Here is a 22,532-nt window from a genome sequence, read left to right as displayed (position 1 = left end):
GGTCAACCTGGCTTTGTTGATGTGAATGGAGACGGCGTCCACGATGGCGTTGCGGCAACGCCTACAGTTCCGATAGCCGGCCAACCCGGGTTTATTGATGGGAATGGTGATGGCATCCATGACGTACCGGCAACACCAGCTCCAGCTGGAGATGCCGATGAAAAAGAACAAGAGCCTGTCTACGATAAAGGCGGCAATTTAGTGACAGAGTAAGTGCACGGAAGGAGAGATCGAATTGGCAGTTGTCAGAAGAAGGTTAGGCGATATATTAGTCGAGCAAGGATTATTGACACAAGCGGATTTGCAGGAAACGCTGAATGGCAAACAGAACGATCAAAAACTTGGCGACGCCTTGCTTCAGCGCGGCATTATCACCGAGCAGCAATTGATTGAGACATTGGAAGTACAGTTAGGGATTCCGCATGTTTCACTGTTCCGCTATCCGTTCGATCCGATGCTATTCAATGTGGTTCCGAAGGAATTCGCCAAGCGCAAGCTGCTGGTGCCTTTGAAAACAGAAGGTGACCGGCTGTTTATAGCGATGAATGATCCGACGGATTTCATTACCATCGATGATCTCCGGTTGACGACGGGTTTCCAAATTGAGCCGACGATCGCTTCCAAAGAAGACATCGTTCGAACAATTGCGAAATACTACGACGAAGAATCTTATGATGAATTATTGGAAGAATTGCCGCAGGCAGCCGAAGAACAGCAGAATGATTTGAATGACTTGGATGCGCCAATTGTCCGCCTGGTCAATCAAATCCTGTCAAATGCCGTTTCGCAAAAAGCCAGCGATGTCCATTTTGATCCGCAGGAAAACCGCATCCTCGTGCGTTACCGGATTGACGGGACGCTTCGTACGGAACGGATCTTGCCGAAGACGATGCAGCAGATGATCACAGCGCGCATTAAAATTCTGGCAAACTTAGATATTACCGAGAACCGCATTCCGCAGGATGGACGAATCAAAACTACGGTCGATTTCCGTGCCATCGATTTGCGGGTGTCGTCGCTTCCGACCGTTTTTGGAGAAAAAATCGTTATGCGGATTTTGGATTTGAGCCAAAACCTCACCGATATTTCAAAGCTCGGCTTTAACGACATCAACATGCAGCGTTTTATGCGCGAAATCGATAAGCCAAACGGCATCATTCTTATTTCAGGTCCTACCGGTTCCGGTAAATCATCGACGCTCTACGCAGCGTTGAACAAGCTCAATTCAGAAGAAGTCAATATCATCACGGTTGAAGATCCGGTCGAATACCAACTGGAAGGCATCAATCAGATTCAAGTAAACTCCAATGTCGGCTTGACGTTTGCAGCGGGATTGCGGTCGATTTTGCGCCAGGATCCGGATATCGTCATGGTGGGGGAAATCCGCGATAAAGAAACGGCCGATATTTCCATCCGGGCTTCTTTGACGGGGCATTTGGTATTGAGCACTATCCACACAAACGACTCAATCGCGTCGATCACCCGTTTAATGGATATGGGAATCGAACCGTTCCTGGTGACAGCTTCGTTGAATGCGGTTGTGGCACAGCGCCTCATCCGCCGCGTTTGCCGGGATTGCCGTGAAATCCAGGAAGCGACCATACGGGAAAAAGAAATTTTCGCAAAACGTGGTCTTACGATTGACGCCATCTCCCGCGGAAAAGGCTGTCCGCAATGCAATATGAGCGGCTATAAAGGCCGTATGGCAATCCACGAGGTGCTGGTGGTGGACGAAGCCATCAAAGACGTTATTAATCGCGGCGGCACTGCAGCGGAAATCCGTGAAATCGCCATCCGCAATAAAACCATCTTCCTCATCGATGACGGCTTATTAAAAGTAAAGGAGGGCATGACAACGACGGAAGAAGTACTTCGCGTTGCCATGACAGATTAACTTATGACTACTACAGCATTTATCGATCATATATTGACAGAAGCCAAAGAACGCAATGTCTCTGATATTCATATGACCACCGGCATTCCGCCGATTTTCAGGATGAACGGCACCTTGATTCAGTTCGGCGACAAAAAGCTGATGCCGGACGACACCATGGCAATCGCAAAAACATTGATGCCAGAATCCTTGTGGGACACTTTTCTTGAAAAAGGCGAGATGGATTATTCCTATTCAATCGCCGGAGTAGCACGCTACCGGGTCAACTCGTTCCATCAGCGCGGCTCGATTTCCCATGCGTTCCGAACAATTCCTTCCCGGATTCCGACGATTGATGACCTGCAGATGCCCGATACCTTGAAAAAGTTAGCCGATACGCACCAAGGTTTGATTCTCGTAACCGGTCCGACCGGCTCAGGTAAATCAACGACGCTTGCTGCCATGATCCGCTACATGAATGAACATATGACAAAACACATCATTACATTAGAAGATCCGATTGAATACATGCATCGCCACGGAACTTCGGTCATCGACCAGCGCGAAGTCGGCTTTGATACGAATTCATTTGCCAATGGTTTGCGTGCAGCGCTCAGACAGGATCCAGACGTCATTTTAGTTGGAGAGATGCGCGATCTTGAAACGATTACCACCGCCATCACCGCGGCTGAAACCGGCCACTTGGTAATGGGCACGCTGCATACTTCGAGTGCCGCGTCGACCATCGAACGGATCATCGACGTTTTCCCGCACGAACAGCATGCCCAAATCCGTACCCAGCTTGGCGGCATTATTAAAGCCGTTATTTCGCAGCGCTTATTGCCGACCGCGGACGGCAAAGGACGCGTTGCCGCAACGGAAATCATGATTTCCAATCCGGCCATCGCCAACTTGATCCGTTCCGAGAAAGTACACCAAATTCCAAACGTCATCCTGACCAACCGGGCGGCCGGTATGCACATGATGGAAACTTCTGTTCAGGAATTGCTGAAAAAAGGAAAGATCACCCGTGAAATCGCGCAGCCTTACCTGAAAGGGGCGGAATGACGTGGCCCGCTTTAGATACGAAGGCCGCGACCGCAAGAAAATAAGAACTGGCATCGCTATTGCGGGCAACCGGCGTGAAGCGGTTGCGAAACTTCGCGACGAAGGCATTCGTGTCATCGACATCCGCGAAATCCCGGCAACTGCCCTGCAAAAAGACATCGTTATCGGCAATCCGGTCAAACGCGATCAGTTCATCATGTTCTTGCGCCAGTTCTCAACGTTGATGCGTGCAGGCGTGACTATTGTCGATTCAATCCACATCCTGTCCCAGCAAGTTGAATCCAAGGCCTTGCGCAAAGCATTATCGGAAATAGCCGATGAGCTGCGAAAAGGGAACTCTTTATCCGATTCTTTGGCGAAATACCCGAAGATCTTTGAACCTTTGACCATCAACTTGGTAAAAGCGGGAGAGATGTCGGGTAACATTGACGATTCACTGGAGAGTTTAGCGATTCATTACGATAAAGCCTATCAGACCAAACAGAAAGTCGTCTCGGCCATGTCTTATCCGGTTGTCGTTGGTATTTTGGCAATCGGTGTCGTCATTTTTCTTTTGTCTTCCATCGTGCCGATGTTTGCGGATATGTTCGAAGGCTTTGGCGGTGAATTGCCGATGATTACGCAAATCGTTATGTGGGCCTCGGACTTCGTGATGGGTTATTGGTATTTGCTGTTGCTGGGTGCACTCGCTATTGTGGCCGTCATTTGGCTCATGCGCAAAAATCCAAGAGGCAATATGATCCTGGATACCTTGCTTTTGAAAATTCCGATTTTCGGCAAGATCCTGCAGAAATCAGCCTTAGCTCGCCTGACCCGAACGTTAAGTTCGTTGTTTTCCAGTTCAGTGCCGATTCTGCAATGTTTGACGATGACTGAGAAAGTGGTCGGCAACGCCGTCATGTCAAAAGTTATCCTGTCGGCGCGCGATTCACTTGAACGCGGAGGCTCGTTAACAGCACCTATGACCAAGCATTGGGCATTCCCGCCGCTCATTCCGCATATGATTTCTATCGGTGAACAGACGGGTTCCCTTGATCATATGCTCAGCAAAGTAGCAGAATTCTATGAAAAAGAAGTTGAAGCAGAGACTGACCGATTGAAAGCTTTGATTGAACCGTTGATGATCGTATTCCTTGCTGCATTAGTCGGGACTATAGTACTGGCTATTATGATGCCGATGTTCGAGATGTTCCAGAATGTAGACAATTTGTAGGGGTTTTTTTATTTTCTATTTAAAATATTTTACAAAAAAACAAGAAAAAGCTATTGCTAAAATTGGTACTATTGTTATAATTGAGCTGTACTCAAAGTAGTATTTAAAAGTAAAAAAATAGGGGGAAAGAAAATGAAAAAGTATCTTCAGAAGAAATTGAACAACGAAAAAGGGATGACATTGATCGAGCTTTTAGCGGTTATTGTTATTATCGCGATTATTGCAGCGATCGCTATTCCAGCGATTAGCAACATAATTCAAAACTCTCGGGAAGATGCACTTGTGGCTGACGCTCAAAATGTATTATCTGCAGCTACTTTATTTTTCGCAGAAAATGAAACTGCAACAACAGTCGGATGGGCTGGAGGCGAAGCAGCTAATGGATTAGATGATTACCTTGAAGACACAGGAAACATCACTAGTTTTACTGTTACAAAAGATAACGGAACTACTCCTACCACGATTGAATTTGCAGGTACAGCAGGTAGTGAGACATTTACAGGTGTGAGTGCTACTAAAGCTCAGTTAGATGCAGGTAGAAGTGTACTAGAATAAATATCGTGAATGGCGACTAGGTATGGAATGAAATGAATTTACAATTAATCAGGAGCTGAAAAAATGGCCTTATCGTTTTTATCGAGAAAAGCACGCGTCGTCACCATTACAATAGAAGAAGACGCGATCCGTCATGTCGATTTGAAGTCCTCCCTGCCGATGGAGCTGAATTGCGCGGAAGAACAACTTCTTCCCGCAGGCATCATCGAAGAGGGCAAGATCATCGACGCGGAAGCGCTGGCCTCGGAACTCGATAAGGCTGTCAATCAGTGGGGTCTCTCTAAGAAGTCAGTCCGCTTCCTCGCCCCTGACGAATTCGTTATTATCCGCAAAGTACCATACCCCGAAGATGTCGAAGCCGATGAATTGAAAGGCCATTTCTTCATTGAAATCGGTTCGACGCTTTACTTGCCCTTCGAAGATCCCGTCTTTGATGTGGTGCCGTACCACTTGGATGAGGAACAGCCGGAAGCCATCATCATCGCTTCCAAAGAATCGGTCATGCAGTCTTATGAAGATGCGTTTGATCGGGTGAAATTAAAAGCTGTGGTTGCAGACATAACGCCACTCGCTCTATACCGCCTTGGTTACTTGCAGCATGATTTTCAAGAAGATGAACATATCATGCTCATCGATCTGCAATCGAAAAAAATCACCGTATCGATTTTTCACGAACATTTTCCAATGTTCATGCGCCCGGTCGATTTGGAAATTGAAGAGCCGTTCTCGGCAGACCGCAGCGCTGTTATGGAGTCGATTGAAATCGAAGCCGAAAAACTGGCGAACTTCTATCGCTACAACATGAATTCCGGAGAGTTGGGCATTACAAAGATTATTTGCAACGGTGACTTCTACGATTGGCCGTTGTTCCAGCAAAGTCTGGAAATGCGCTTTCAAATGCCTGTGCTGCCGCTCGTAATCGATGTCATTCCGTGCGGCGACGAAAAAGATGTGTCAAGACGCTTTAACCGGGCCATCGGTCTCGCGCTGAAAGAGGTGTAAGGATTTATGTTAGTCGATATTAATTTATTGCCGCAAAAAGAACGGGACCGTCCCGCTTTTCTCATTGCGGCGATTTCCATTTTACTGGCGGCCGCCGTCATCTGGGCGGTTTTGGCTTTTCTTGCCAACTCTCATGAAACTGAACAAGCGGTCCTCGCAGCGCAATCTGTGCAGGTTGCCGCGGAACAAGAGGCTATCCGCACCCAATTAGAAGCGGCGCAAGGCATGAACGAAGAACAGCAATTAAAAGCAACTGTCGACTGGGCAGAAAGCTATCAATTCGATACGGTTCCATTATTGGACGAACTGGTATCAATTTTGCCATCTCGCGGTTTTTTTGATAGTTTCTCGTATATCGGTCTGGATCAGGCGACTTTATCCGTCCAATTTGATACAGCGCGCGAAGCCGCTTATTATCTGGCGCAGCTGAAAGCATCCGAATCCATCGAGTCTGCTACGCTTGATAGTGTAGCGCAAAATGAACTCGAATCTGCCGAAGCTGAAGAAGGCGTTATAATCGAAGAAGCAATTATTCAGGAAATGCCGCGCTACATAGCAACATATACACTCATCTTTGTCGATGAACGCATTCCGACAGACGATACCGCAGTTCCTGTAGAAGGTGAAGCGGTAACCGAAGCGCCAGCAGAAGAAACGGTTGAACAACCGGCAGAAGACGTAGAAGTGGACGTTGAAGTCAATACCGAAACCGAAGCACCTGCCGAAACAGTCGAACCGGCTGAAACCGCTCCAGCAGAAACAGGAGGGGACGGGCAATGAGCAATTTATCGAAAAGCCAAAAAGAAAAAGGGTTGATTGGGTTAGCCATTGTCTTTCTTTTGGCATTATCGGCGTATTCCTATTTTTCCTTATATGCACCTGCTAAAGAATCAAGGCTGCAGGCTGAACAAACATTAAGCTCTGAACGCGACGTACTAATTGCGCTGCAGACGCAGCTGAAAGAATTGCCGGAAGGCGAGAGAATCAGCACCAGCGAACTGCAGCAGAAAGTTTCGGTCGAAGCATTGACGGAATTGATTGTTCTGCAGATTGAACAGGCTGAATTGATTTCCAATACTTTGGTCGATAACATCGGCATCACCGAAGGCTTGGTTGAATTGCCGGTTCCGGTCGAAGGCTTGGAAAACCTTCAGGAAGTGCTGACGACTGTCACCATCAAAGCCGACGATTACCAGGGCATTTCCACTTTTATTGAAGAAGTCGAAGCGATGGAACGCATCATGATCGTTGAAGCCATCGATTTCGGATCCAATGAAGAAATTACCGCTGCTGACCAGGTAGGAGAAGCGATCGATGTCAACGTCACTTTTTCCGCATACTTCCGTCCGGACCTGATTGCATTGGCTGACACCTTGCCGAAAGTCGATGCTCCGGCACCGGCAGGCAAAATCAATCCGTTGCCGCAAAACGATGGAACGGCTCTGGCTGAAGAGGAAAATCCCGAAGAAGACCCAGATGTTGATGTGAACGTCGAAGTCAATGTCGACGAAAATGCCGCAGCATCTGAAGGCGAATAAATGAAAGAGAGAAATCATTGCGATTTCTCTCTTTTTGGTAGAGTTGGATGAAAGAGTTTTTTTGCCTAACGCGTAGACCGTTCTGCAAACAAACGATGATATTCCGCAAACAAACGACGGTATTGCGCAAATAAACCCAGGATTCCGCAAATAAACGAGCAGATTCTGCAAATAAAACGCGTATTCCACAAACAAAAGCTCTGTCGATCGCTTTTCGCCTGCGAAAAGCATGCATTAGATGCTCTTGTATTGCTGCACTGCCTCGTCGCGCGTCAAAATGAAGCAATTTCTTCAACCACAAAAAACTAAAGCAAAGAGGGTTTCTATGGTATTGACTTATTCTGTGTTCATTTCACTGTTCGGTCTCGTTTTCGGCTCGTTTTTTAATGTCGTCGGCTTGCGTGTGCCGAAAAAAGAATCGATCGCTTATCCGCCGTCGCATTGCACGAACTGCGAACGGCGGTTGACGGCAATCGACCTTGTGCCGGTTTTCTCCTATTTGTTTCTGAAAGGCCAATGCCGGACGTGCGGCTCGAAAATTCACTGGGTCTATCCGCTGATGGAAGCGGTCACGGCGATTTTATTTGTGGCATCGTACTTGGTTTTCGGTTTTACGCCGGAATTGATCGTCGCCATCTTGTTCGTCTCCATGCTGGTCATCATCACCGTATCGGACATCGCCTATATGCTGATTCCTGACAAGGTGCTGCTGCCTTTCGCGGTTGTATTGCTCGGGCTTCGGCTGGCGATTCCGCTCGACCCATGGTGGGACAGTTTGCTCGGTGCGGCAATTGGTTTTTCGTTGTTGTTCCTAATCGCGATCGTCTCTAAAGGCGGCATGGGCGGCGGCGACATCAAATTGTTCTTCGTCATCGGCCTCGTGCTCGGTACGGCCGGCACCCTGATGACTTTATTCATTGCGTCGTTTATCGGTGCGATTGTCGGCATCATTCAATTGCGCGTCACGAAAAAAGGGCGGAAGACGCCGATTCCGTTCGGCCCATCGATTGCAGCTGCGGCTGTCATCGTTTATTTCTGGGGCGACGCCATGCTTGCGTGGTATTGGAATTTTTGGATATAAAAAAGCTCAAGGGAATTTCCCTTGAGCTTTTTATGATTTTATTTTGAATAAAGGATCGGTGATGCCGGACCAAGATCAATGCCGAACAGCATCCAAACGATCAGCATCAATGACCAGACGATCATAAAGAAGATGGAGTACGGGAACATGACCGAAATCAAAGTCCCGATTCCCATTTTCTTATCGTATTTCTGGGCAAAGGCGATGATGATGGCGAAATAGGTCATCAGCGGCGTAATGATATTGGTTGACGAATCTGCGATGCGATAGGCCATTTGCGTAAGCTCTGGTGAATAGCCAAGCTGCATCATGATCGGCACGAAGACCGGAGCCATCATGGCCCATTTGGCAGAAGCCGAACCGATAAACAAATTAATGATCCCTGTGACCAGAATAAACCCAAGAATCAATGGAATTCCCGTCAAGTTAGCGGCTTCCAATGCTTCAGCACCATATACCCCAAGAACCATACCGATATTGGATTCCGTGAAATAGGCAACGAATTGGCCGGCGGTGAACGCCAGCACGATGAACATGCCCATGGCTGCCATCGTATCCGTTAAATGCGCCGCAACGTCTTTATCGCTGCGGATATTTTTAGTGGCGATGCCGTAAAACAATCCCGGGATAAAGAAGAGGATCGTGATAATCGGCACCAATGAACTCATAAAGGGCGACTGGACAATATTGCCGTTTTCGCCACGCAGTATGCCGTTCTCAGGAACAATTAACAATGCAGTCAGAATGATTCCGATCAAGACAGAGATTCCGGCCCATAGAAGGCCTTTTTTCTCTTCTGCAGTCAGTCCTTTCAACTCTTCGCGGTATTGGCCATTGTATTCGCCAAGACGCGGTTCGACCACTTTTTCCGTGACGATTGCACCGACAATTGTCAGCATGAAGACTGAAGCGATGATGAAGTAATAGTTCATCGCAATATTCATGCCTTCCGCATAGGTTGGGTCAATGATGGCAGCAGCGGCGATTGTCATTTCACCAAGCATAGCATCTGTTGCCGACAGCAGCAGGTTCGCTGAGAATCCGGCGGAAACACCAGCAAATGCGGCAGCAAGACCTGCCAATGGATGGCGACCAAGCGCTGCAAAAATGACGGCTCCAAGCGGCGGCAAGACGACATAACCGGCGTCGGATGCAACACTCGACATGATTCCTGCAAATACCAGCCCTCCTGTGATCAAGAACTTCGGAACGGATAGGACAAATGCTCTCAATACGGCACTGATGAGTCCTGTACGTTCCGCAATTCCGATACCCAGCATCGTAACGAGAACAACGCCAAGCGGAGCAAAACCGATGAAATTGTCAACCATGCTTGCGAATATGTATTGAATGCCTTCTGCATTCAGCAGATTCTTGCCTGCAATGATTTCGCCTTCCTGCCCTGGATGTTCAACAGTGATGCCGATTGCTGAAATGATTGCCGAAACGACGAGAACAGCAAATGCGAGCAGCGCGAACAAAGTTACGGGATGAGGCAGTTTGTTGCCGATAAATTCGATGCGATCCAGCGATTTCTGAAATAACCCTTTACGTTTTGTCTTCAAAAAGACAGCTCCTTTTCTGAATGTTGATTGAAAATCATTATTTGTTTTTTGAAATAATAATTTTCAGAAATTGAAAACCAAATTAAAGTATAAAGCTTAGTTTTTATAAAATAAACCTCTCACGAAAAGTGCTAATAATGTTAATTTTGAATAATATTAAGTTGATTTTATGAGTAATACAAAAACCCCTATTGAAGCGGCCACCGGAAAGATACTCGGTAAAAAAAGCAAATATGAATTTTCAATGGCAGGAGCTGCAGGAAGGAGAAGAAAAGACAAGGCAAAAATGATATTTGAATGCTCTATACAATGCAAATTTTATTTTTCACAGTTTGTTGAGGCCTAATGAAGGTGGTATGATTCATGAAAAAGGAGAGATTCTATATATGAAATTCAAATCCAATTTCCCCCTCATATTAGCTTCGCAATCGCCGCGTCGACAAGAGCTGCTTGACTTACTGGGCGCTGATTTTAATGTGATCCCGAGTACCAAAGACGAACCCGATCCAACAGAATTTCAAACGGCCCTCGGTTATGTGCTGGCCTGTGCTGCACAAAAAGCACAGGAAGTTGCAGAAGAGAATAAAGATGCGGTCGTTATCGGTTCTGACACCATCGTCGTGCTGGGGGGCGAGATTTTATTGAAACCTAAAAGCCAAGCACAAGCAAAAAGCTATTTGCAGAAATTATCGGGCCGCACACACGAAGTGATCACGGCCGTGACCGTAGTCCAAGGAGACAGCGAGCTGACTTTTCATGAAGCGGTCAAAGTGACATTCTTTGAATTGCCGGAAGCATGGATTGATGCCTACATTAAGATCGAAGATCCTTACGATAAGGCAGGTGCTTATGGCATCCAAACGATATCGGGTTTATTTGTCAAAGAAATACAAGGCGATTACAATGCAGTAGTGGGCTTGCCGGTAGCAGGATTGGCACAGAAACTTGCTGCGGCAGGGTTTATTTCCTTAGAAGGGAGCGAAGTCCGATGCTGAACGAAGCGCCTTTGATGATCCGCGACGTCCATATCGCCGACCGCCCCCGCGAACGACTCGTCAACCAGGGAGCGGCGGCTTTATCCAATCAGGAGCTGATTGCGATTTTGCTGCGCACTGGCAGCCGCCAGGAATCGGTATTGCATCTGGCGAACCGGGTTCTGACTCACTTTGAACAAATCCAGGAATTGAAAAATGCCACCATTGAAGAGATGGTGGCGATCAATGGCATCGGTCAGGCAAAAGCCGTTCAGCTGCTTGCAGCTGTAGAACTCGGCCGACGCCTGTCGTCAAAGCAAACCGATACGAAATTCACCATCCGATCCCCGAAAGACGCAGCTTCTTATTTAATGACCGATATGACGTCTCTGAAACAAGAACATTTTGTCGTCTTGTTCCTCAACATCAAGAATCAGGTAATGCACCGGCAGACCATTTTTGTCGGCAGCCTGAATGCCTCCATCGTCCACCCCCGTGAAATTTTCCGTGAAGCCGTGCGGCGCTCTTCTGCTTCGATCGTTTGTGCCCACAACCATCCGTCGGGCAATCCGGCGCCATCTCCGGAAGACATTGACGTCACGAAACGGCTCGTGGAAGCCGGCAGCATCATCGGCATCGAACTGCTCGACCATGTCATCATCGGAGATCACCAATTCATTTCCTTGAAAGAAAAGGGGTTCATGTAGCACTGTTTATTTTTTTTCTTTTCGTCTATAATGAGTGGTATTGTGTCAACGCAATTGCCGAAATATCGGCTTGTTATAGAAAGGAAGAAAACTTGTGCTTGGATTTGGTTCAAAAGATATTGGAATTGACTTAGGTACTGCAAATACATTGGTGTATATCAAAGGCAAAGGAATCGTTCTTCGGGAACCTTCCGTTGTCGTTCAAAATAAAAAGACCGGCGAAATCGTAGCGGTCGGCAGCCAGGCAAAGAATATGATGGGCCGTACGGCAAGCTCGATCGTTGCGATTCGTCCAATGCGTGACGGCGTCATTGCCGATTACGATACAACGCTGACAATGATCAAGCATTATATCACCGAGGCTGCAAAAGCGAGCGGCGGCAAATGGAAAAGCGGCACTGTCATGATTTGTGTCCCTTACGGCATTACGTCTGTCGAACAGCGTGCTGTTTTGAACGCTGCTCGGGGAGCCGGTGCGCGTGAAGCGTTCACGATCGAAGAACCGTTTGCAGCAGCAATCGGTGCTGATTTGCCGGTTTGGGAACCTATAGGCAGTATGGTCGTCGATATTGGAGGCGGAACGACTGAAGTAGCGGTCATCTCTTTGGGCGGCATCGTTTCAAGTGAATCGATCCGGGTAGCGGGTGATGCATTGGATACAGAAATTACCCAGTATATCCGCAAAACCTATAATGTCTTGATCGGTGAACGAACAGCAGAAGCGTTGAAAGTCGGAATCGGTTCTGCACGCATCATAGATGAGTCGGATAAAGGCATCACCATGGAAATTCGCGGGCGTGACCTTTTGACTGGCTTTCCGAAAACACTGCAAGTCACTTCCGAGGAAATTGCGGAAGCTTTGAGTGAATCGGTCGAAGCCATTATTGCTGGCGTCAAAGCGACGCTCGAAAAGACTCCCCCTGAGTTAAGCTCGGATGTCATGGAAAACGGCATCGTTCTGACAGGCGGAGGGGCTTTGCTTAAAAACCTCGACCGCGTCATTTCAGCTGAAACGTCCATGCCGGTCTTTATTGCCGAAAATCCATTGGATTGTGTTGCACTTGGCACCGGCAAAGCTTTGGAGAATATGGAGCAATTCCGCCGCCAGTTATCAATTAAATAAGGAGGATGGCAATATGCCACAGCTTTTAACGAACAAGCGGCTGATTTTGCTGCTGTTGGGTGTCATCCTGCTCGTTGCACTAATTTCTTTTTCGCTCCGTGACCGCGGCAATGTGTCGCTGCCGGAACAAATTATAAAAGATGCAGTTGGAGCCGGGCAGTCGGTATTTTCACGCCCTGCTCATTTTGTCACTGGAATTTTTGATAATGTCGATTCTTTGCTGAATACATTTGAAGAAAACCAGCATCTGAAAACGCGCTTAGAGGAATTTGCGGGCGTGCAGGCTGAAGTCAAGGACTTGCGTTCTGAAAATGAAGAATTGAAACAAATTGTAGGAAAAGAAGAAGACCTGCGGGATTACAACCCGATTCAGGCGACTGTGATTGCACGGAATCCGGATCAGTGGGAAGAGAAACTCATTTTGAACCGCGGATCCAATCATGGAGTGGCGGAGAATATGGCTGTCATGACTGCAAGAGGGCTGATTGGCAAAGTGACGCTGACGACGCCCACTACTTCCACTGTTGAATTGATTTCCACACTCAATCCGAATTACCGCGTGTCGGCAATGGTCGTCGGTGGTGCGAAGGATGTTTTCGGACTGATCGAAGGCTATGATGCGGAGCGCCGCGAATTGTTGTTGAAGCGGATTGACGCCGACATCGAATTAAAGGAAGGTGACCAGGTCGTATCCAGCGGACTGGGCGGCATTTTCCCGAAAGGCATTTTGATCGGCACGATTACGGAAATTACTATTGATGAGTTTGGTCTGACGAAGCTTGCTTACGTTAAACCGGCAGCTGATTTTTCACTGTTGAACCACGTTATCATTGCGGACCGTGTAGTGCCGGAAGTGGACGGGGAAGACAATGGCGTGACAGGGGACGATGAATCATGATCCGTTTCCTGATCCCGTTGATCTGCCTCGTCCTGTTTTTCATGGAACCGGTTTTCGGTCTTTTTTCACCGCTTAATGTCGGTGGGGAATGGAATTATATTGTGCCGCGTTTCCTGATTATGTTCCTGATTTTCCTGACGCTTTATTATGATTTGAAGCACGCCATGTTTTACGGATTATTTTTCGGGCTCTTGTATGATGTCTTTTACATTGATATTATTGGATTATATTCTTTTTTGTATCCAGCCATTTGTCTGGCTGCAGCAGCTGTGTTCAAAAGGGTACCCCGGAATTTATTATCGGCAACTTTGCTGACGCTTGTTTTATTGGCTGTATTCGAATTTCTGCTTTATCAGTTCTTCCTGCTTATCTCCTTAACAGGAATGCCGCTGGGTACGTTTTTAACAACTCGGCTATGGCCGACAATGGTCGCCAACTCCATTTTTTTGGTGATGCTGGGATGGGTTTTCAAGTCGGTGATGGTCACGCAATTATCAGAGCGTGACAATAAGATAGGGTTATATTAATGAAAGCGCAGGTGACACATTTTTTGAAGAATCTCGTTACGATTAAAGGGAAAAATAAAGGGCTTGTGCTGTATCTCGATGACCAATGTGCTTACACTGATCTATTGGCCGAGTTAAAGACGAAAGTGTCGGATCCTGCGCTTGACAGTGATACCGAAGTGACGGTGCATCTGAATAAACGCTATTGCACCGACAGCCAGATCCAGGAATTGAGCGAAGTGGTCCAAACCAATCCTCATCTGAAGGTGGTAGCGACGACCAGTGACATTCTGACGGTTGAAAAAAGCGATCAGCTGATTCGTGAAAGCCAGTCGGAAACTTACGTCGGCATTGTGCGCTCCGGACAGGTCGTCAAAGCGGAAGGCGATTTAGTCGTCATCGGCGATGTCAACCCGAACGGCCGCGTCGAAGCAGGCGGCAGTGTTTATGTACTGGGCCGCTTAAAAGGTGCGGCGCATGCCGGAACCAAAGGCAATCGCGACGCGGTCATTGCCGCATCGTGGCTGGAAGCGACGCAATTGAAAATCGACGACGAACTGGAAACGATGACGGACGAATTGTCCAGTCTATCGGAACAACCGGAAATGGAATGTGCTTATTTACATACAAACGGCACGATCATCATTGACCGTTTGCAGGAATTGCGGTTTATCCGTCCGCAAATTTCAACGTTTAAAGGAGGAAGCTAGTGTGGGAGAAGCTATCGTAATTACATCAGGCAAGGGAGGCGTCGGTAAAACGACGACAACCGCCAACCTCGGCACTGCATTGGCTCTTCAAGGGAAAAAAGTATGCCTGATCGACACGGACATCGGATTGCGCAACCTCGACGTCATCCTAGGGTTAGAAAACCGCATCATCTATGATTTGATCGATGTGCTGGAAGGCCGCTGCAAAGTGCATCAGGCACTCGTCAAAGACAAGCGTTTTGAAGACATGCTGTACCTTTTACCGGCGGCTCAAACTGCTGACAAAAATGATGTCAATCCGGAACAAATGAAAGAATTGGTGTTCGAATTAAAGAAAGACTATGATTTCGTCCTCATCGATTGCCCAGCCGGAATCGAGCAGGGGTACAAGAACGCCGTTGTCGGAGCAGATCACGCGATTGTCGTGACGACACCTGAAATTTCAGCTGTCCGCGACGCTGACCGTATCATCGGACTTTTGGAACTGGAAGAGAACATCGACGCACCGCGATTGATCATCAACCGCATCCGTCCACATTTGATGAAAGCGGGAGAAGCGCTGGATATCAATGAAATCACGACTCACTTGTCAATCGATCTTTTGGGCATCATCGCAGATGACGAACGCGTTATCTCGAGCTCAAACAAAGGCGAACCGATCGTCATGGATCCGTCGAACACCGCTGCACTCGGCTACCGCAATATTGCGCGCCGCCTGCTCGGAGAGTCGGTCCCATTGATGAGCATGGAAAAAGCGCCACCGAGCTTGTTCACAAAAATCAAAGCTGTTTTCACTAAATAAGATTTCTAGAGCCTCCGCTGATAAAGCGGGGGCTTTTTTAAAACTTTGGGGAGGTATTGTATGAACGACTTTTTATTGGCACAGATGATCGCAGCGGAACGATTGCCGGAGAGGCACGAGTCGAAATCCACGGTTTTATCTGAGTTGAAAAATTCTCTGGCGGGTGCAAGTGGTGAGCAGCGCACGGCCGCTTTATTGAAGAGAGAATTGAATTTGCCGGGTAAAGCGATTTTTTTGAATGATGTGCATATCCCGTATAAGGACGGCATGGCACAAATCGATCTGCTGCTGGTTCATGAAGAATTTGTCTGTGTGCTGGAAGTGAAGAATATGATTGGCGAATTTTATTTTGATTCGGTAAATTTCCAGTTTCACCGAATTGTCGACGGTCGCAGGGAAGGAATGCGCAATCCGGAAGCGCAGCTGCACCGAGCAGTGCGAGCAGTCAGCAGTTTTCTCGGTATTGCTGTTCAAGGCGTTATTGTTCTGGCGAGCCGTTCCGGAAAAGTGGTAGAGGCTCCGAAGCATTATCCAATCGTGTCACTCGATTACTTGCCATTTCATCTCGAAGAGTTGGCAAAAGGTGTGGCACTTTTCGATGCAGCGGCGCTGTCATCCAAGCTGACAGGGTTGCCGGCTTGGAATTCCAGCCGCCACTGGCTCGAGCGCCACAACATCGCCTTTGAATCCTTGCGACTCGGCGTGACTTGTCCAACGTGCCGGAAGAGTTCGCTCGATTGGCGGGAGCGCAAATGGAATTGCAGCGTCTGCGGATTTTATTCACGGGATGCGCATGAAGTGACTCTCCAGGAATACGCCGTGCTGTTCGGCAGTGAACTTGATACGGCATCGGCTTACCGTTTGCTTGGTATAGAAAACAAATACATTCTCTACCGGCTGCTGGAAAAGACAGCTCTTCAAAGCCATGTGCGCGGCAAGCGCCGGATTGTCGAGAACCGGGAGCTATTGCGGAACTATTTTAGCTGTGTCTATCGCTGACCGCACCTCAAACGAGCAAGACCGCACCTCGCAGGCCGGTAACCGCACCTCAAACAGCAAAGACCGCACCTCGCACCAAGATAACCGCACCTCAACAACGAAACTCCGCACCTCACCAGCAATCAACCAATCATCTCCAACCAATTTCTCGAAACATAACATTTTCTATTGACGCAACAGGTTCTCCCATGGTATTATTCTAATGTTATGTTTGTAGCGCACCGTGCTACAACCGCTCGAATCAGGTTACTTTAAGAATTCGCTCCGGCGGGTCACCTGAATAGGCGAGTCTTAGTCTAAGAGGAGGTGCAAGGATATGTACGCGATTATTGAAACTGGTGGAAAACAAATCAAAGTTGAAGCAGGCCAAGAGATCTACGTTGAGAAATTGAACGGAGAAGCTGGGGATGTTATCACATTTGACAAAGTTCTATTTGTAGGTGGAGACGATACTAAAGTGGGTGTTCCTTTTGTTGAAGGAGCTACTGTTACTGCTAAAGTTGTAAAAAACGGTAAACAGAAAAAAATCACAGTCTTCAAATACAAAGCTAAAAAGAACTACCATAAAAAACAAGGTCACCGTCAGCCATACACGAAATTGACTGTCGATGCGATCAACCTGTAAGAATGATACGAGTAACTGTAAAAGAAACGTCAAAACGCATTTCGTCATTTGAAATGTCAGGCCATGCGGATTATGCTGAACACGGGCAAGACCTCGTATGTGCTGGAGCGTCTGCTGTCTCATTTGGAGCGGTGAACGCCATCATGGAGCTGACGGGAATCGAACCTGACATTCAGCAGGCAAACAGCGGCTTTTTAAAAGTCGGTTTTCCGGAGAACCTGGATGAGAAGACGGACGAGCAGGTTCAACTGCTGGTACGCGCGATGATCGTTTCACTGAAAACGATTGAACAAGACTATGAAGAATATATTAAAATAACCTTCACAGCTTAGGAGGTGGGACAGAATGTTAAGATTAGATCTTCAGTTTTTTGCATCTAAAAAAGGTGTAGGTTCAACGAGAAACGGACGTGACTCAGAATCTAAACGCCTTGGCGCAAAACGTGCAGACGGCCAAGAAGTTACTGGTGGTTCGATTTTATACCGTCAACGCGGGACTAAAATTTATCCAGGTGAGAACGTTGGACGCGGTGGAGACGATACACTTTTCTCTAAAATCGACGGAGTCGTACGTTTTGAACGTTACGGACGCGATAAGAAAAAAGTTAGCGTATATCCAGTTGCACAAGAAGCTTAATACAAAACGAAAAGGGCTGCTTTCGCAGTCCTTTTTCTTTTGATAACAATAAGACAGGTTCCTGAGGCGGGCTGAACGCATTATTTTAGGAATTTACCGCAATCTCTTGGTATACTGGAATAAGAAGCTGAACCGGGACGTGACTTATGGAAAAAACACTCACAGTGGCACAATCGCTTCGGCATGCGCGCCATGATTTTTTAAATGAATTGCAATTGATCAAAATGAATTTGGATCTTGGCCGTCCTCAAGAGGCACAGGCGATAATTCGTTCGCATGCCGAAGCGGCTATGCATGCCAGCCGGCTCTCCGACATTGGATTGCCGCTGACAGAGGAATGGCTGTTGACTGCAAATTGGCGTTTTCCTGGATTTAATTTTCATGTGGAGTGTCCAGCCTTAAAGGCACCTACGCATTTGGATGCAGAGTTTCGGCGCTTTCTGGAGCATTTCGTTGAATCAGCTAAACAGCGCCTGAATCCATATCAGGCATTTTACGGCTCGATTTTGTTGGCATCCAGCGCAGCATCTTTTGAAATGACAATTACATGTCCAGGAAATTGGCTGGATTTGGACGTTTTGGAGACACACGGATTTACGGTACGAAAAGAGTGCAGCGAAGACAGCACATTGATAGCTGTTCGTGCACAGATGGAGGGATAATATGTTTGTCGATCACGTAAAAGTTTATGTTAGAGGTGGCGACGGCGGGGATGGCATGGTTGCATTCCGCCGCGAAAAATATGTACCGGACGGCGGACCTGCCGGCGGTGACGGCGGAAAAGGCGGAAATATCGTCTTTATCGTTGAAGAAGGATTGCGGACGCTGATGGATTTCCGCTACAAGCGGATTTTTAAAGCAGACCGCGGAACACACGGAATGAGCGCCAATAAGCACGGGGCGAAAGCACAGGATACATTCATCAAAGTTCCACCGGGCACAGTCGTAAAAGACGTCGATACGGGCGAAACGATCGCCGATTTAGTGGAGCATGGGCAAACAGCGATCATCGCCAAAGGCGGACGCGGAGGCCGAGGAAACTCACGTTTCGCGACGCCTGCGAACCCGGCACCGGAACTGTCTGAAAAAGGCGAACCGGGCTTTGAACGCAATGTAATCCTGGAATTGAAAGTGTTGGCGGATGCCGGACTTGTCGGATTCCCGAGTGTCGGAAAATCGACTTTGCTATCGGTCGTTTCTGCTGCCAAACCAAAAATCGCTGAATACCATTTCACGACGATCGTCCCGAATCTCGGTATGGTTGAAACGGAAGACGATCGCAGCTTTGTCATGGCCGATCTTCCAGGCTTGATCCAAGGCGCACACGAAGGAATCGGCCTTGGCCATCAATTCCTCCGCCATATCGAACGGACGCGTGTCATCATCCACGTCATCGATATGTCAGGTCTTGAAGGACGCGATCCTTATGAAGATTATGTCACTATCAATGAAGAATTGAAGCAATACAATATGCGTTTGACGGAACGTCCGCAACTGATCGTTGCAAACAAAATGGATATGCCGGATTCGGAAGAGAATCTAGCGAAATTCCGTGAGAAGTTGCCTGAAGATGCCCGCATTTTCCCGATTTCTGCATTATCGCGCAAAGGCTTGAACAATCTTTTGTTCGCGATTGCCGATGTAATCGAAGTGACGCCGGAATTCCCATTGATCGACGAGACCGAAGAAGATTCAGAAAGCACGGTTCTCTACAAACACGAATCCGATGCAGATGGCTTCAACATTACGCGTGAGTCCGATGGAGCATTCGTCTTGACCGGTTATGCGATTGAACGCATGTTCAAGATGACCGACTTTTCACGTGAAGATTCAATTCGCCGATTTGCCCGCCAAATGCGCGGTATGGGAATTGATGATGCACTTCGTGAGCGCGGAGCGGAAAATGGCGACACGGTTCGCCTGCTTGAATTCGAATTCGAATTTATGGATTGATGCGGAGGTAGCTTGAATGAAGGATATTTCGGAACAACGGTATTATTTAGTGCGTGAAGACGTTTTGACAGAAGCGATGCAAAAGACGCTCGAAGTGAAAAAAATGCTGCAGAATGACCGTATTTCCATCATGGACGCGGTCAACAAGACAGGTCTTTCGCGCTCTGCGTTTTATAAATATCGGGACGCTGTATTTCCGTTCCATTCGATTGTCAAAGAACGGATCCTGACGGTTTTCCTGCAATTGGAAGACCGTTCAGGAACGCTCGCGACGCTTTTGCAGGCAGTCGCCGAAAACGGCTGCAATATTTTGACCATCCACCAGACCATACCGATCCAAGGACGGGCAAATGTAACCTTGTCCCTGGATGTAACGGCAATGGACGGGGATTTGGATGTATTTCTGCAGCAGCTGAAAAAGCTCGATTTTGTCGAGTCGGCTGATGTGGTATCAAGTGGATCATCTTAATGGAGGAATGTATAAATGACTGGACAAGCTGTTAAAAAACGTATTTCTTATTTAGGGCCGGAAGCGTCATTTACACACCTTGCGGCAACAAAAGTTTTTCCTGAAGGTACCCTGGTGCCATTTACAACCATTCCCGAATGCATAGAAGCAGTGGCAGAAGGCAGCGTGGACTACGCTGTCGTGCCGCTGGAAAATGCGTTGGAAGGATCTGTTCCATTGACGGTGGATTATTTATTCCACGAAGCGCAATTGTATGTCACGGCGGAAGTATTATCACCGATCGAACAGCATTTGCTGGTACACCCTGAAAACCGCAACGCGGAATCATTTGAAGCGATTTATTCGCATCCGCATGCATTGGCGCAATGCCATAAATATCTTTTCTATACATACAGAAGTACGCCTTTGGAGCAATACAGCTCGACGGCTGCTGCGGCTAAGATGGTTTCCGAATTGCCGGAACGCAATATCGCGGCTATCGGCAATGAATTCTCTGCCCATAAATACGGGCTGGATATTCTGCAGCGCGATATCCATGATTTCCATTTTAACCACACACGCTTTTTCGTGCTGTCAAAAACCGATCACAAGCTCGAAGACCCGAAGCATGACAATCAAGTCAAAACGACTTTGATGATCACGCCGCCAGATGACGACCGTTCAGGTGTTTTGCACCAGATCTTGTCCGTTTTCGCATGGCGCCGGCTGAACTTAAGCAAAATCGAGTCGCGTCCGCTGAAAACCGGCCTCGGTGATTATTTCTTCATCGCCGATGTGCTGGCTGATGAAAAAGACGCCATGATGCGCGGCGCATTTGAAGAACTGGCTGCACTTGGCTGTACGGTCAAAACACTCGGCTCGTATTATACGTACTGATTTTGGGAGTCCCGCTGCGAACACGCTGCGGGGCTTTTTCAATACATATAAAACCCATAACCCCGCAATGCGGAATCATGGGCCGTAAAAATCTATTCACTTTCTTCCAATAAGTAGCCGTTTTCCCGCATAGCATTGACGGCTTTTGCCAGCGTCGTATTGTCTGGCGCGGTGATGGTGTGAAGATGGGTACCATCTGTAAGTTCCAGCAGGTAGCTGGCACCGGTATCGCGTACGCGCTTCATGAAAGCTTCGACTTCCTGGACGTTTGAGACATGGATGCCCGCTGTCAGTTCACCGTATACGGGATGCTCAATTGATACGTCTTTGACCGTAACGCCGGCTTCCACCAGCAGCTTTAGTTCGCGTTCGGTATCTTCTGGCTGATGACGGCAGGCGATGCGCCGGCTGGCTTCTTCTGCTGCACGGTCAGCCAGGTAAAGGTAACCTTGGCTGGTCGCGATGATGGGTTCGCCTTTTGCTTTCAGCAGCGTCATGTCGCCGACGATGACTTGGCGCGACACGCTCGCAAGTGCAGCGAGCTCGCTGCCGGTCATCGGCTGCGCTGAAGATTTTATTTTTTCCAGCAGAAATTGGCGCCGCTGTTCACCTAATAGTTTTTTCATGTGGATCCCTCGCTTATCAACTCGTTATCTTTATCTTAACATGTGCTAAACAGCAGCGGGTTTATTTCGTCTAAAGCAGCTGAATATGCTATAATCAATAGGTTGAATTAAAGGAGAGACTGTCCATGTACGATTACATAAAAGGCAAGGTTACACGCGTAACGCCTGAATATTTAGTAATAGAACAGCAAGGAATCGGCTGGCAGATTTTTGCTCCGAATCCGTATTCTTTCGGGTCGGATGAACTGCAGGTATTTCTGCATCATCATGTTCGGGAAGATGCACAGCTATTGTTCGGATTTCCGACACTTGAACAGCGCGAATTGTTTCGCAAGCTGATTTCAGTATCCGGCATCGGTCCGAAAGGCGCGCTCGCGATTTTAGCGAGCGGACAGCCGCAGCATGTCATCGAAGCGATCGAACGGGAAGATGAATCCTATTTGGTGAAATTCCCAGGCGTCGGCAAGAAGACGGCCCGCCAGATGATTCTCGACTTGAAAGGCAAGCTGACCGAGTTTTTCGGCGATCCTTTCGATCCGGAAGAGACGAATACGTTGCTGTCAAGCGACCAGGCAGAGCTGGAAGAAGCGATGTTGGCACTCGGGGCACTGGGTTATTCAGAACGCGAAATCACCAAGGTCAAACCACAGCTGCGGGATCTGGATCTGGATACAGAAGGATTCATGAAAAAAGCGCTGCAGCTGCTGCTTAAACAAAACTGATGAAAGGAGGC

Annotated in this window: 26 protein-coding genes, 1 pseudogene and 1 other annotated feature; of the genes and pseudogenes, 25 read left to right on the top strand and 2 right to left on the bottom strand. The window is 47.8% G+C overall.

From position 1 onward, the window contains the following. From FQV26_RS11175 to FQV26_RS11135, 9 genes and pseudogenes are all read left to right on the top strand, one after another. A pseudogene (locus FQV26_RS11175) lies at positions 1-213 on the top strand (hypothetical protein); the annotation flags it as partial. Positions 214-235: 22 nt separating this feature from the next. Further along, positions 236-1,894, top strand: coding sequence for a GspE/PulE family protein (locus tag FQV26_RS11170; protein ID WP_146557549.1), 1,659 nt, complete (start codon positions 236-238; stop codon positions 1,892-1,894). A gap of 3 nt (positions 1,895-1,897) precedes the next feature. Beyond that, entirely contained in the window at positions 1,898-2,941 is a 1,044-nt protein-coding gene (locus FQV26_RS11165; RefSeq protein ID WP_146557548.1) for a type IV pilus twitching motility protein PilT, read from the top strand. Position 2,942: 1 nt separating this feature from the next. Continuing rightward, entirely contained in the window at positions 2,943-4,154 is a 1,212-nt protein-coding gene (locus FQV26_RS11160; RefSeq protein WP_146557547.1) for a type II secretion system F family protein, read from the top strand. Positions 4,155-4,286: 132 nt separating this feature from the next. Beyond that, on the top strand, positions 4,287-4,709 hold the full coding sequence (locus FQV26_RS11155; RefSeq protein ID WP_146557546.1) for a prepilin-type N-terminal cleavage/methylation domain-containing protein: 423 nt from the start codon (positions 4,287-4,289) through the stop codon (positions 4,707-4,709). Between the two features lie 63 nt (positions 4,710-4,772). After that, the gene (pilM, locus tag FQV26_RS11150) at positions 4,773-5,711 is read left to right on the top strand and encodes a type IV pilus biogenesis protein PilM (RefSeq protein ID WP_146557545.1); all 939 of its coding nucleotides are present in this window, start codon (positions 4,773-4,775) and stop codon (positions 5,709-5,711) included. 6 nt (positions 5,712-5,717) lie between these two features. Beyond that, positions 5,718-6,491 (top strand): fimbrial assembly protein, encoded by a 774-nt coding sequence (locus FQV26_RS11145; RefSeq protein ID WP_146557544.1) that lies wholly within the window; start codon positions 5,718-5,720, stop codon positions 6,489-6,491. Next, positions 6,488-7,249 (top strand): pilus assembly protein PilO, encoded by a 762-nt coding sequence (locus FQV26_RS11140; RefSeq protein ID WP_146557543.1) that lies wholly within the window; start codon positions 6,488-6,490, stop codon positions 7,247-7,249. The genes FQV26_RS11145 and FQV26_RS11140 overlap by 4 nt, the downstream gene beginning before the upstream one ends. 325 nt (positions 7,250-7,574) lie before the next feature. Continuing rightward, positions 7,575-8,330 (top strand): prepilin peptidase, encoded by a 756-nt coding sequence (locus FQV26_RS11135; protein WP_146557542.1) that lies wholly within the window; start codon positions 7,575-7,577, stop codon positions 8,328-8,330. Positions 8,331-8,368: 38 nt separating this feature from the next. Here FQV26_RS11135 and FQV26_RS11130 read toward each other — a convergent pair whose 3' ends face one another. Continuing rightward, positions 8,369-9,895 carry an AbgT family transporter gene (locus FQV26_RS11130; protein WP_146557541.1) on the bottom strand — a complete coding sequence of 509 codons (1,527 nt, stop codon included), beginning with the start codon at positions 9,893-9,895 and terminating at the stop codon, positions 8,369-8,371. Between the two features lie 386 nt (positions 9,896-10,281). Between FQV26_RS11130 and FQV26_RS11125 the strand changes: the two genes are divergently transcribed. The 15 genes from FQV26_RS11125 to pheA all read left to right on the top strand — a co-directional run bounded on the left by FQV26_RS11125 (position 10,282) and on the right by pheA (position 21,173). Next, positions 10,282-10,890 (top strand): Maf family protein, encoded by a 609-nt coding sequence (locus FQV26_RS11125; RefSeq protein WP_146557540.1) that lies wholly within the window; start codon positions 10,282-10,284, stop codon positions 10,888-10,890. Then, on the top strand, positions 10,884-11,576 hold the full coding sequence (gene radC, locus FQV26_RS11120) for a RadC family protein (protein WP_146557539.1): 693 nt from the start codon (positions 10,884-10,886) through the stop codon (positions 11,574-11,576). Before FQV26_RS11125 ends, radC begins: the two co-directional genes overlap by 7 nt. Before the next feature lie 94 nt (positions 11,577-11,670). Beyond that, the gene (locus FQV26_RS11115) at positions 11,671-12,699 is read left to right on the top strand and encodes a rod shape-determining protein (protein ID WP_146557538.1); all 1,029 of its coding nucleotides are present in this window, start codon (positions 11,671-11,673) and stop codon (positions 12,697-12,699) included. 13 nt (positions 12,700-12,712) lie between these two features. Further along, on the top strand, positions 12,713-13,597 hold the full coding sequence (gene mreC / locus FQV26_RS11110) for a rod shape-determining protein MreC (RefSeq protein WP_146557537.1): 885 nt from the start codon (positions 12,713-12,715) through the stop codon (positions 13,595-13,597). Continuing rightward, a complete protein-coding gene (gene mreD, locus FQV26_RS11105) occupies positions 13,594-14,124 on the top strand; it encodes a rod shape-determining protein MreD (protein ID WP_146557536.1) in 531 nt (176 codons plus the stop codon). Before mreC ends, mreD begins: the two co-directional genes overlap by 4 nt. Next, positions 14,124-14,813, top strand: coding sequence for a septum site-determining protein MinC (gene minC / locus FQV26_RS11100; protein WP_146557535.1), 690 nt, complete (start codon positions 14,124-14,126; stop codon positions 14,811-14,813). The genes mreD and minC overlap by 1 nt, the downstream gene beginning before the upstream one ends. A 1-nt stretch (position 14,814) precedes the next feature. Beyond that, the gene (gene minD, locus FQV26_RS11095; protein WP_146557534.1) at positions 14,815-15,615 is read left to right on the top strand and encodes a septum site-determining protein MinD; all 801 of its coding nucleotides are present in this window, start codon (positions 14,815-14,817) and stop codon (positions 15,613-15,615) included. Positions 15,616-15,675: 60 nt separating this feature from the next. Then, the gene (locus FQV26_RS11090) at positions 15,676-16,614 is read left to right on the top strand and encodes a nuclease-related domain-containing protein (protein ID WP_146557533.1); all 939 of its coding nucleotides are present in this window, start codon (positions 15,676-15,678) and stop codon (positions 16,612-16,614) included. Positions 16,615-16,834: 220 nt separating this feature from the next. Further along, positions 16,835-16,916 (top strand) — a sequence feature (ribosomal protein L21 leader region). Positions 16,917-16,930: 14 nt separating this feature from the next. Next, positions 16,931-17,239, top strand: coding sequence for a 50S ribosomal protein L21 (gene rplU / locus FQV26_RS11085; protein ID WP_146557532.1), 309 nt, complete (start codon positions 16,931-16,933; stop codon positions 17,237-17,239). A gap of 2 nt (positions 17,240-17,241) precedes the next feature. Then, positions 17,242-17,571, top strand: a complete 330-nt coding sequence (locus tag FQV26_RS11080; RefSeq protein ID WP_146557531.1) for a ribosomal-processing cysteine protease Prp — start codon at positions 17,242-17,244, stop codon at positions 17,569-17,571. A 13-nt stretch (positions 17,572-17,584) separates the two neighbouring features. Next, on the top strand, positions 17,585-17,875 hold the full coding sequence (gene rpmA, locus FQV26_RS11075; protein WP_006828764.1) for a 50S ribosomal protein L27: 291 nt from the start codon (positions 17,585-17,587) through the stop codon (positions 17,873-17,875). Positions 17,876-18,021: 146 nt separating this feature from the next. Next, positions 18,022-18,537, top strand: coding sequence for a Spo0B domain-containing protein (locus tag FQV26_RS11070; RefSeq protein ID WP_146557530.1), 516 nt, complete (start codon positions 18,022-18,024; stop codon positions 18,535-18,537). Position 18,538: 1 nt separating this feature from the next. Then, positions 18,539-19,828, top strand: coding sequence for a GTPase ObgE (gene obgE / locus FQV26_RS11065; protein ID WP_146557529.1), 1,290 nt, complete (start codon positions 18,539-18,541; stop codon positions 19,826-19,828). 16 nt (positions 19,829-19,844) lie between these two features. Next, positions 19,845-20,297, top strand: coding sequence for an ACT domain-containing protein (locus FQV26_RS11060; RefSeq protein WP_142827729.1), 453 nt, complete (start codon positions 19,845-19,847; stop codon positions 20,295-20,297). A gap of 15 nt (positions 20,298-20,312) precedes the next feature. Then, entirely contained in the window at positions 20,313-21,173 is an 861-nt protein-coding gene (gene pheA, locus FQV26_RS11055) for a prephenate dehydratase (protein WP_146557528.1), read from the top strand. Between the two features lie 92 nt (positions 21,174-21,265). Here the strand turns inward: pheA and FQV26_RS11050 are convergent, their stop codons facing one another. Further along, entirely contained in the window at positions 21,266-21,799 is a 534-nt protein-coding gene (locus FQV26_RS11050; protein WP_146557527.1) for a transcription repressor NadR, read from the bottom strand. Between the two features lie 125 nt (positions 21,800-21,924). Between FQV26_RS11050 and ruvA the strand changes: the two genes are divergently transcribed. Further along, complete coding sequence (gene ruvA / locus FQV26_RS11045; protein WP_146557526.1) at positions 21,925-22,521, top strand: Holliday junction branch migration protein RuvA; 597 nt, start codon at positions 21,925-21,927, stop codon at positions 22,519-22,521. Positions 22,522-22,532: the final 11 nt, after the last annotated feature.

The sequence above is a fragment of the Planococcus sp. CPCC 101016 genome (genome assembly GCF_007859295.1).
Lineage (GTDB): Bacteria > Bacillota > Bacilli > Bacillales_A > Planococcaceae > Planococcus.
The sequence above is the reverse complement of the archived record's forward strand: the minus strand, read 5'-3'. Positions and strand labels throughout refer to the sequence as shown.

Bases quoted from the DNA above. Each gene is read 5' to 3' on its own strand.
- FQV26_RS11080 (WP_146557531.1), top strand. From the start codon at position 17,242: ATGATACGAGTAACTGTAAAAGAAACGTCAAAACGCATTTCGTCATTT.
- FQV26_RS11155 (WP_146557546.1), top strand. From the start codon at position 4,287: ATGAAAAAGTATCTTCAGAAGAAATTGAACAACGAAAAAGGGATGACA.
- pilM (WP_146557545.1), top strand. From the start codon at position 4,773: ATGGCCTTATCGTTTTTATCGAGAAAAGCACGCGTCGTCACCATTACA.
- FQV26_RS11060 (WP_142827729.1), top strand. From the start codon at position 19,845: ATGAAGGATATTTCGGAACAACGGTATTATTTAGTGCGTGAAGACGTT.
- FQV26_RS11140 (WP_146557543.1), top strand. From the start codon at position 6,488: ATGAGCAATTTATCGAAAAGCCAAAAAGAAAAAGGGTTGATTGGGTTA.
- FQV26_RS11050 (WP_146557527.1), bottom strand. From the start codon at position 21,799: ATGAAAAAACTATTAGGTGAACAGCGGCGCCAATTTCTGCTGGAAAAA.
- ruvA (WP_146557526.1), top strand. From the start codon at position 21,925: ATGTACGATTACATAAAAGGCAAGGTTACACGCGTAACGCCTGAATAT.
- rplU (WP_146557532.1), top strand. From the start codon at position 16,931: ATGTACGCGATTATTGAAACTGGTGGAAAACAAATCAAAGTTGAAGCA.
- FQV26_RS11070 (WP_146557530.1), top strand. From the start codon at position 18,022: ATGGAAAAAACACTCACAGTGGCACAATCGCTTCGGCATGCGCGCCAT.
- FQV26_RS11090 (WP_146557533.1), top strand. From the start codon at position 15,676: ATGAACGACTTTTTATTGGCACAGATGATCGCAGCGGAACGATTGCCG.
- mreD (WP_146557536.1), top strand. From the start codon at position 13,594: ATGATCCGTTTCCTGATCCCGTTGATCTGCCTCGTCCTGTTTTTCATG.
- FQV26_RS11145 (WP_146557544.1), top strand. From the start codon at position 5,718: ATGTTAGTCGATATTAATTTATTGCCGCAAAAAGAACGGGACCGTCCC.
- mreC (WP_146557537.1), top strand. From the start codon at position 12,713: ATGCCACAGCTTTTAACGAACAAGCGGCTGATTTTGCTGCTGTTGGGT.
- pheA (WP_146557528.1), top strand. From the start codon at position 20,313: ATGACTGGACAAGCTGTTAAAAAACGTATTTCTTATTTAGGGCCGGAA.
- minC (WP_146557535.1), top strand. From the start codon at position 14,124: ATGAAAGCGCAGGTGACACATTTTTTGAAGAATCTCGTTACGATTAAA.
- obgE (WP_146557529.1), top strand. From the start codon at position 18,539: ATGTTTGTCGATCACGTAAAAGTTTATGTTAGAGGTGGCGACGGCGGG.
- FQV26_RS11165 (WP_146557548.1), top strand. From the start codon at position 1,898: ATGACTACTACAGCATTTATCGATCATATATTGACAGAAGCCAAAGAA.
- radC (WP_146557539.1), top strand. From the start codon at position 10,884: ATGCTGAACGAAGCGCCTTTGATGATCCGCGACGTCCATATCGCCGAC.
- FQV26_RS11135 (WP_146557542.1), top strand. From the start codon at position 7,575: ATGGTATTGACTTATTCTGTGTTCATTTCACTGTTCGGTCTCGTTTTC.
- rpmA (WP_006828764.1), top strand. From the start codon at position 17,585: ATGTTAAGATTAGATCTTCAGTTTTTTGCATCTAAAAAAGGTGTAGGT.
- FQV26_RS11125 (WP_146557540.1), top strand. From the start codon at position 10,282: ATGAAATTCAAATCCAATTTCCCCCTCATATTAGCTTCGCAATCGCCG.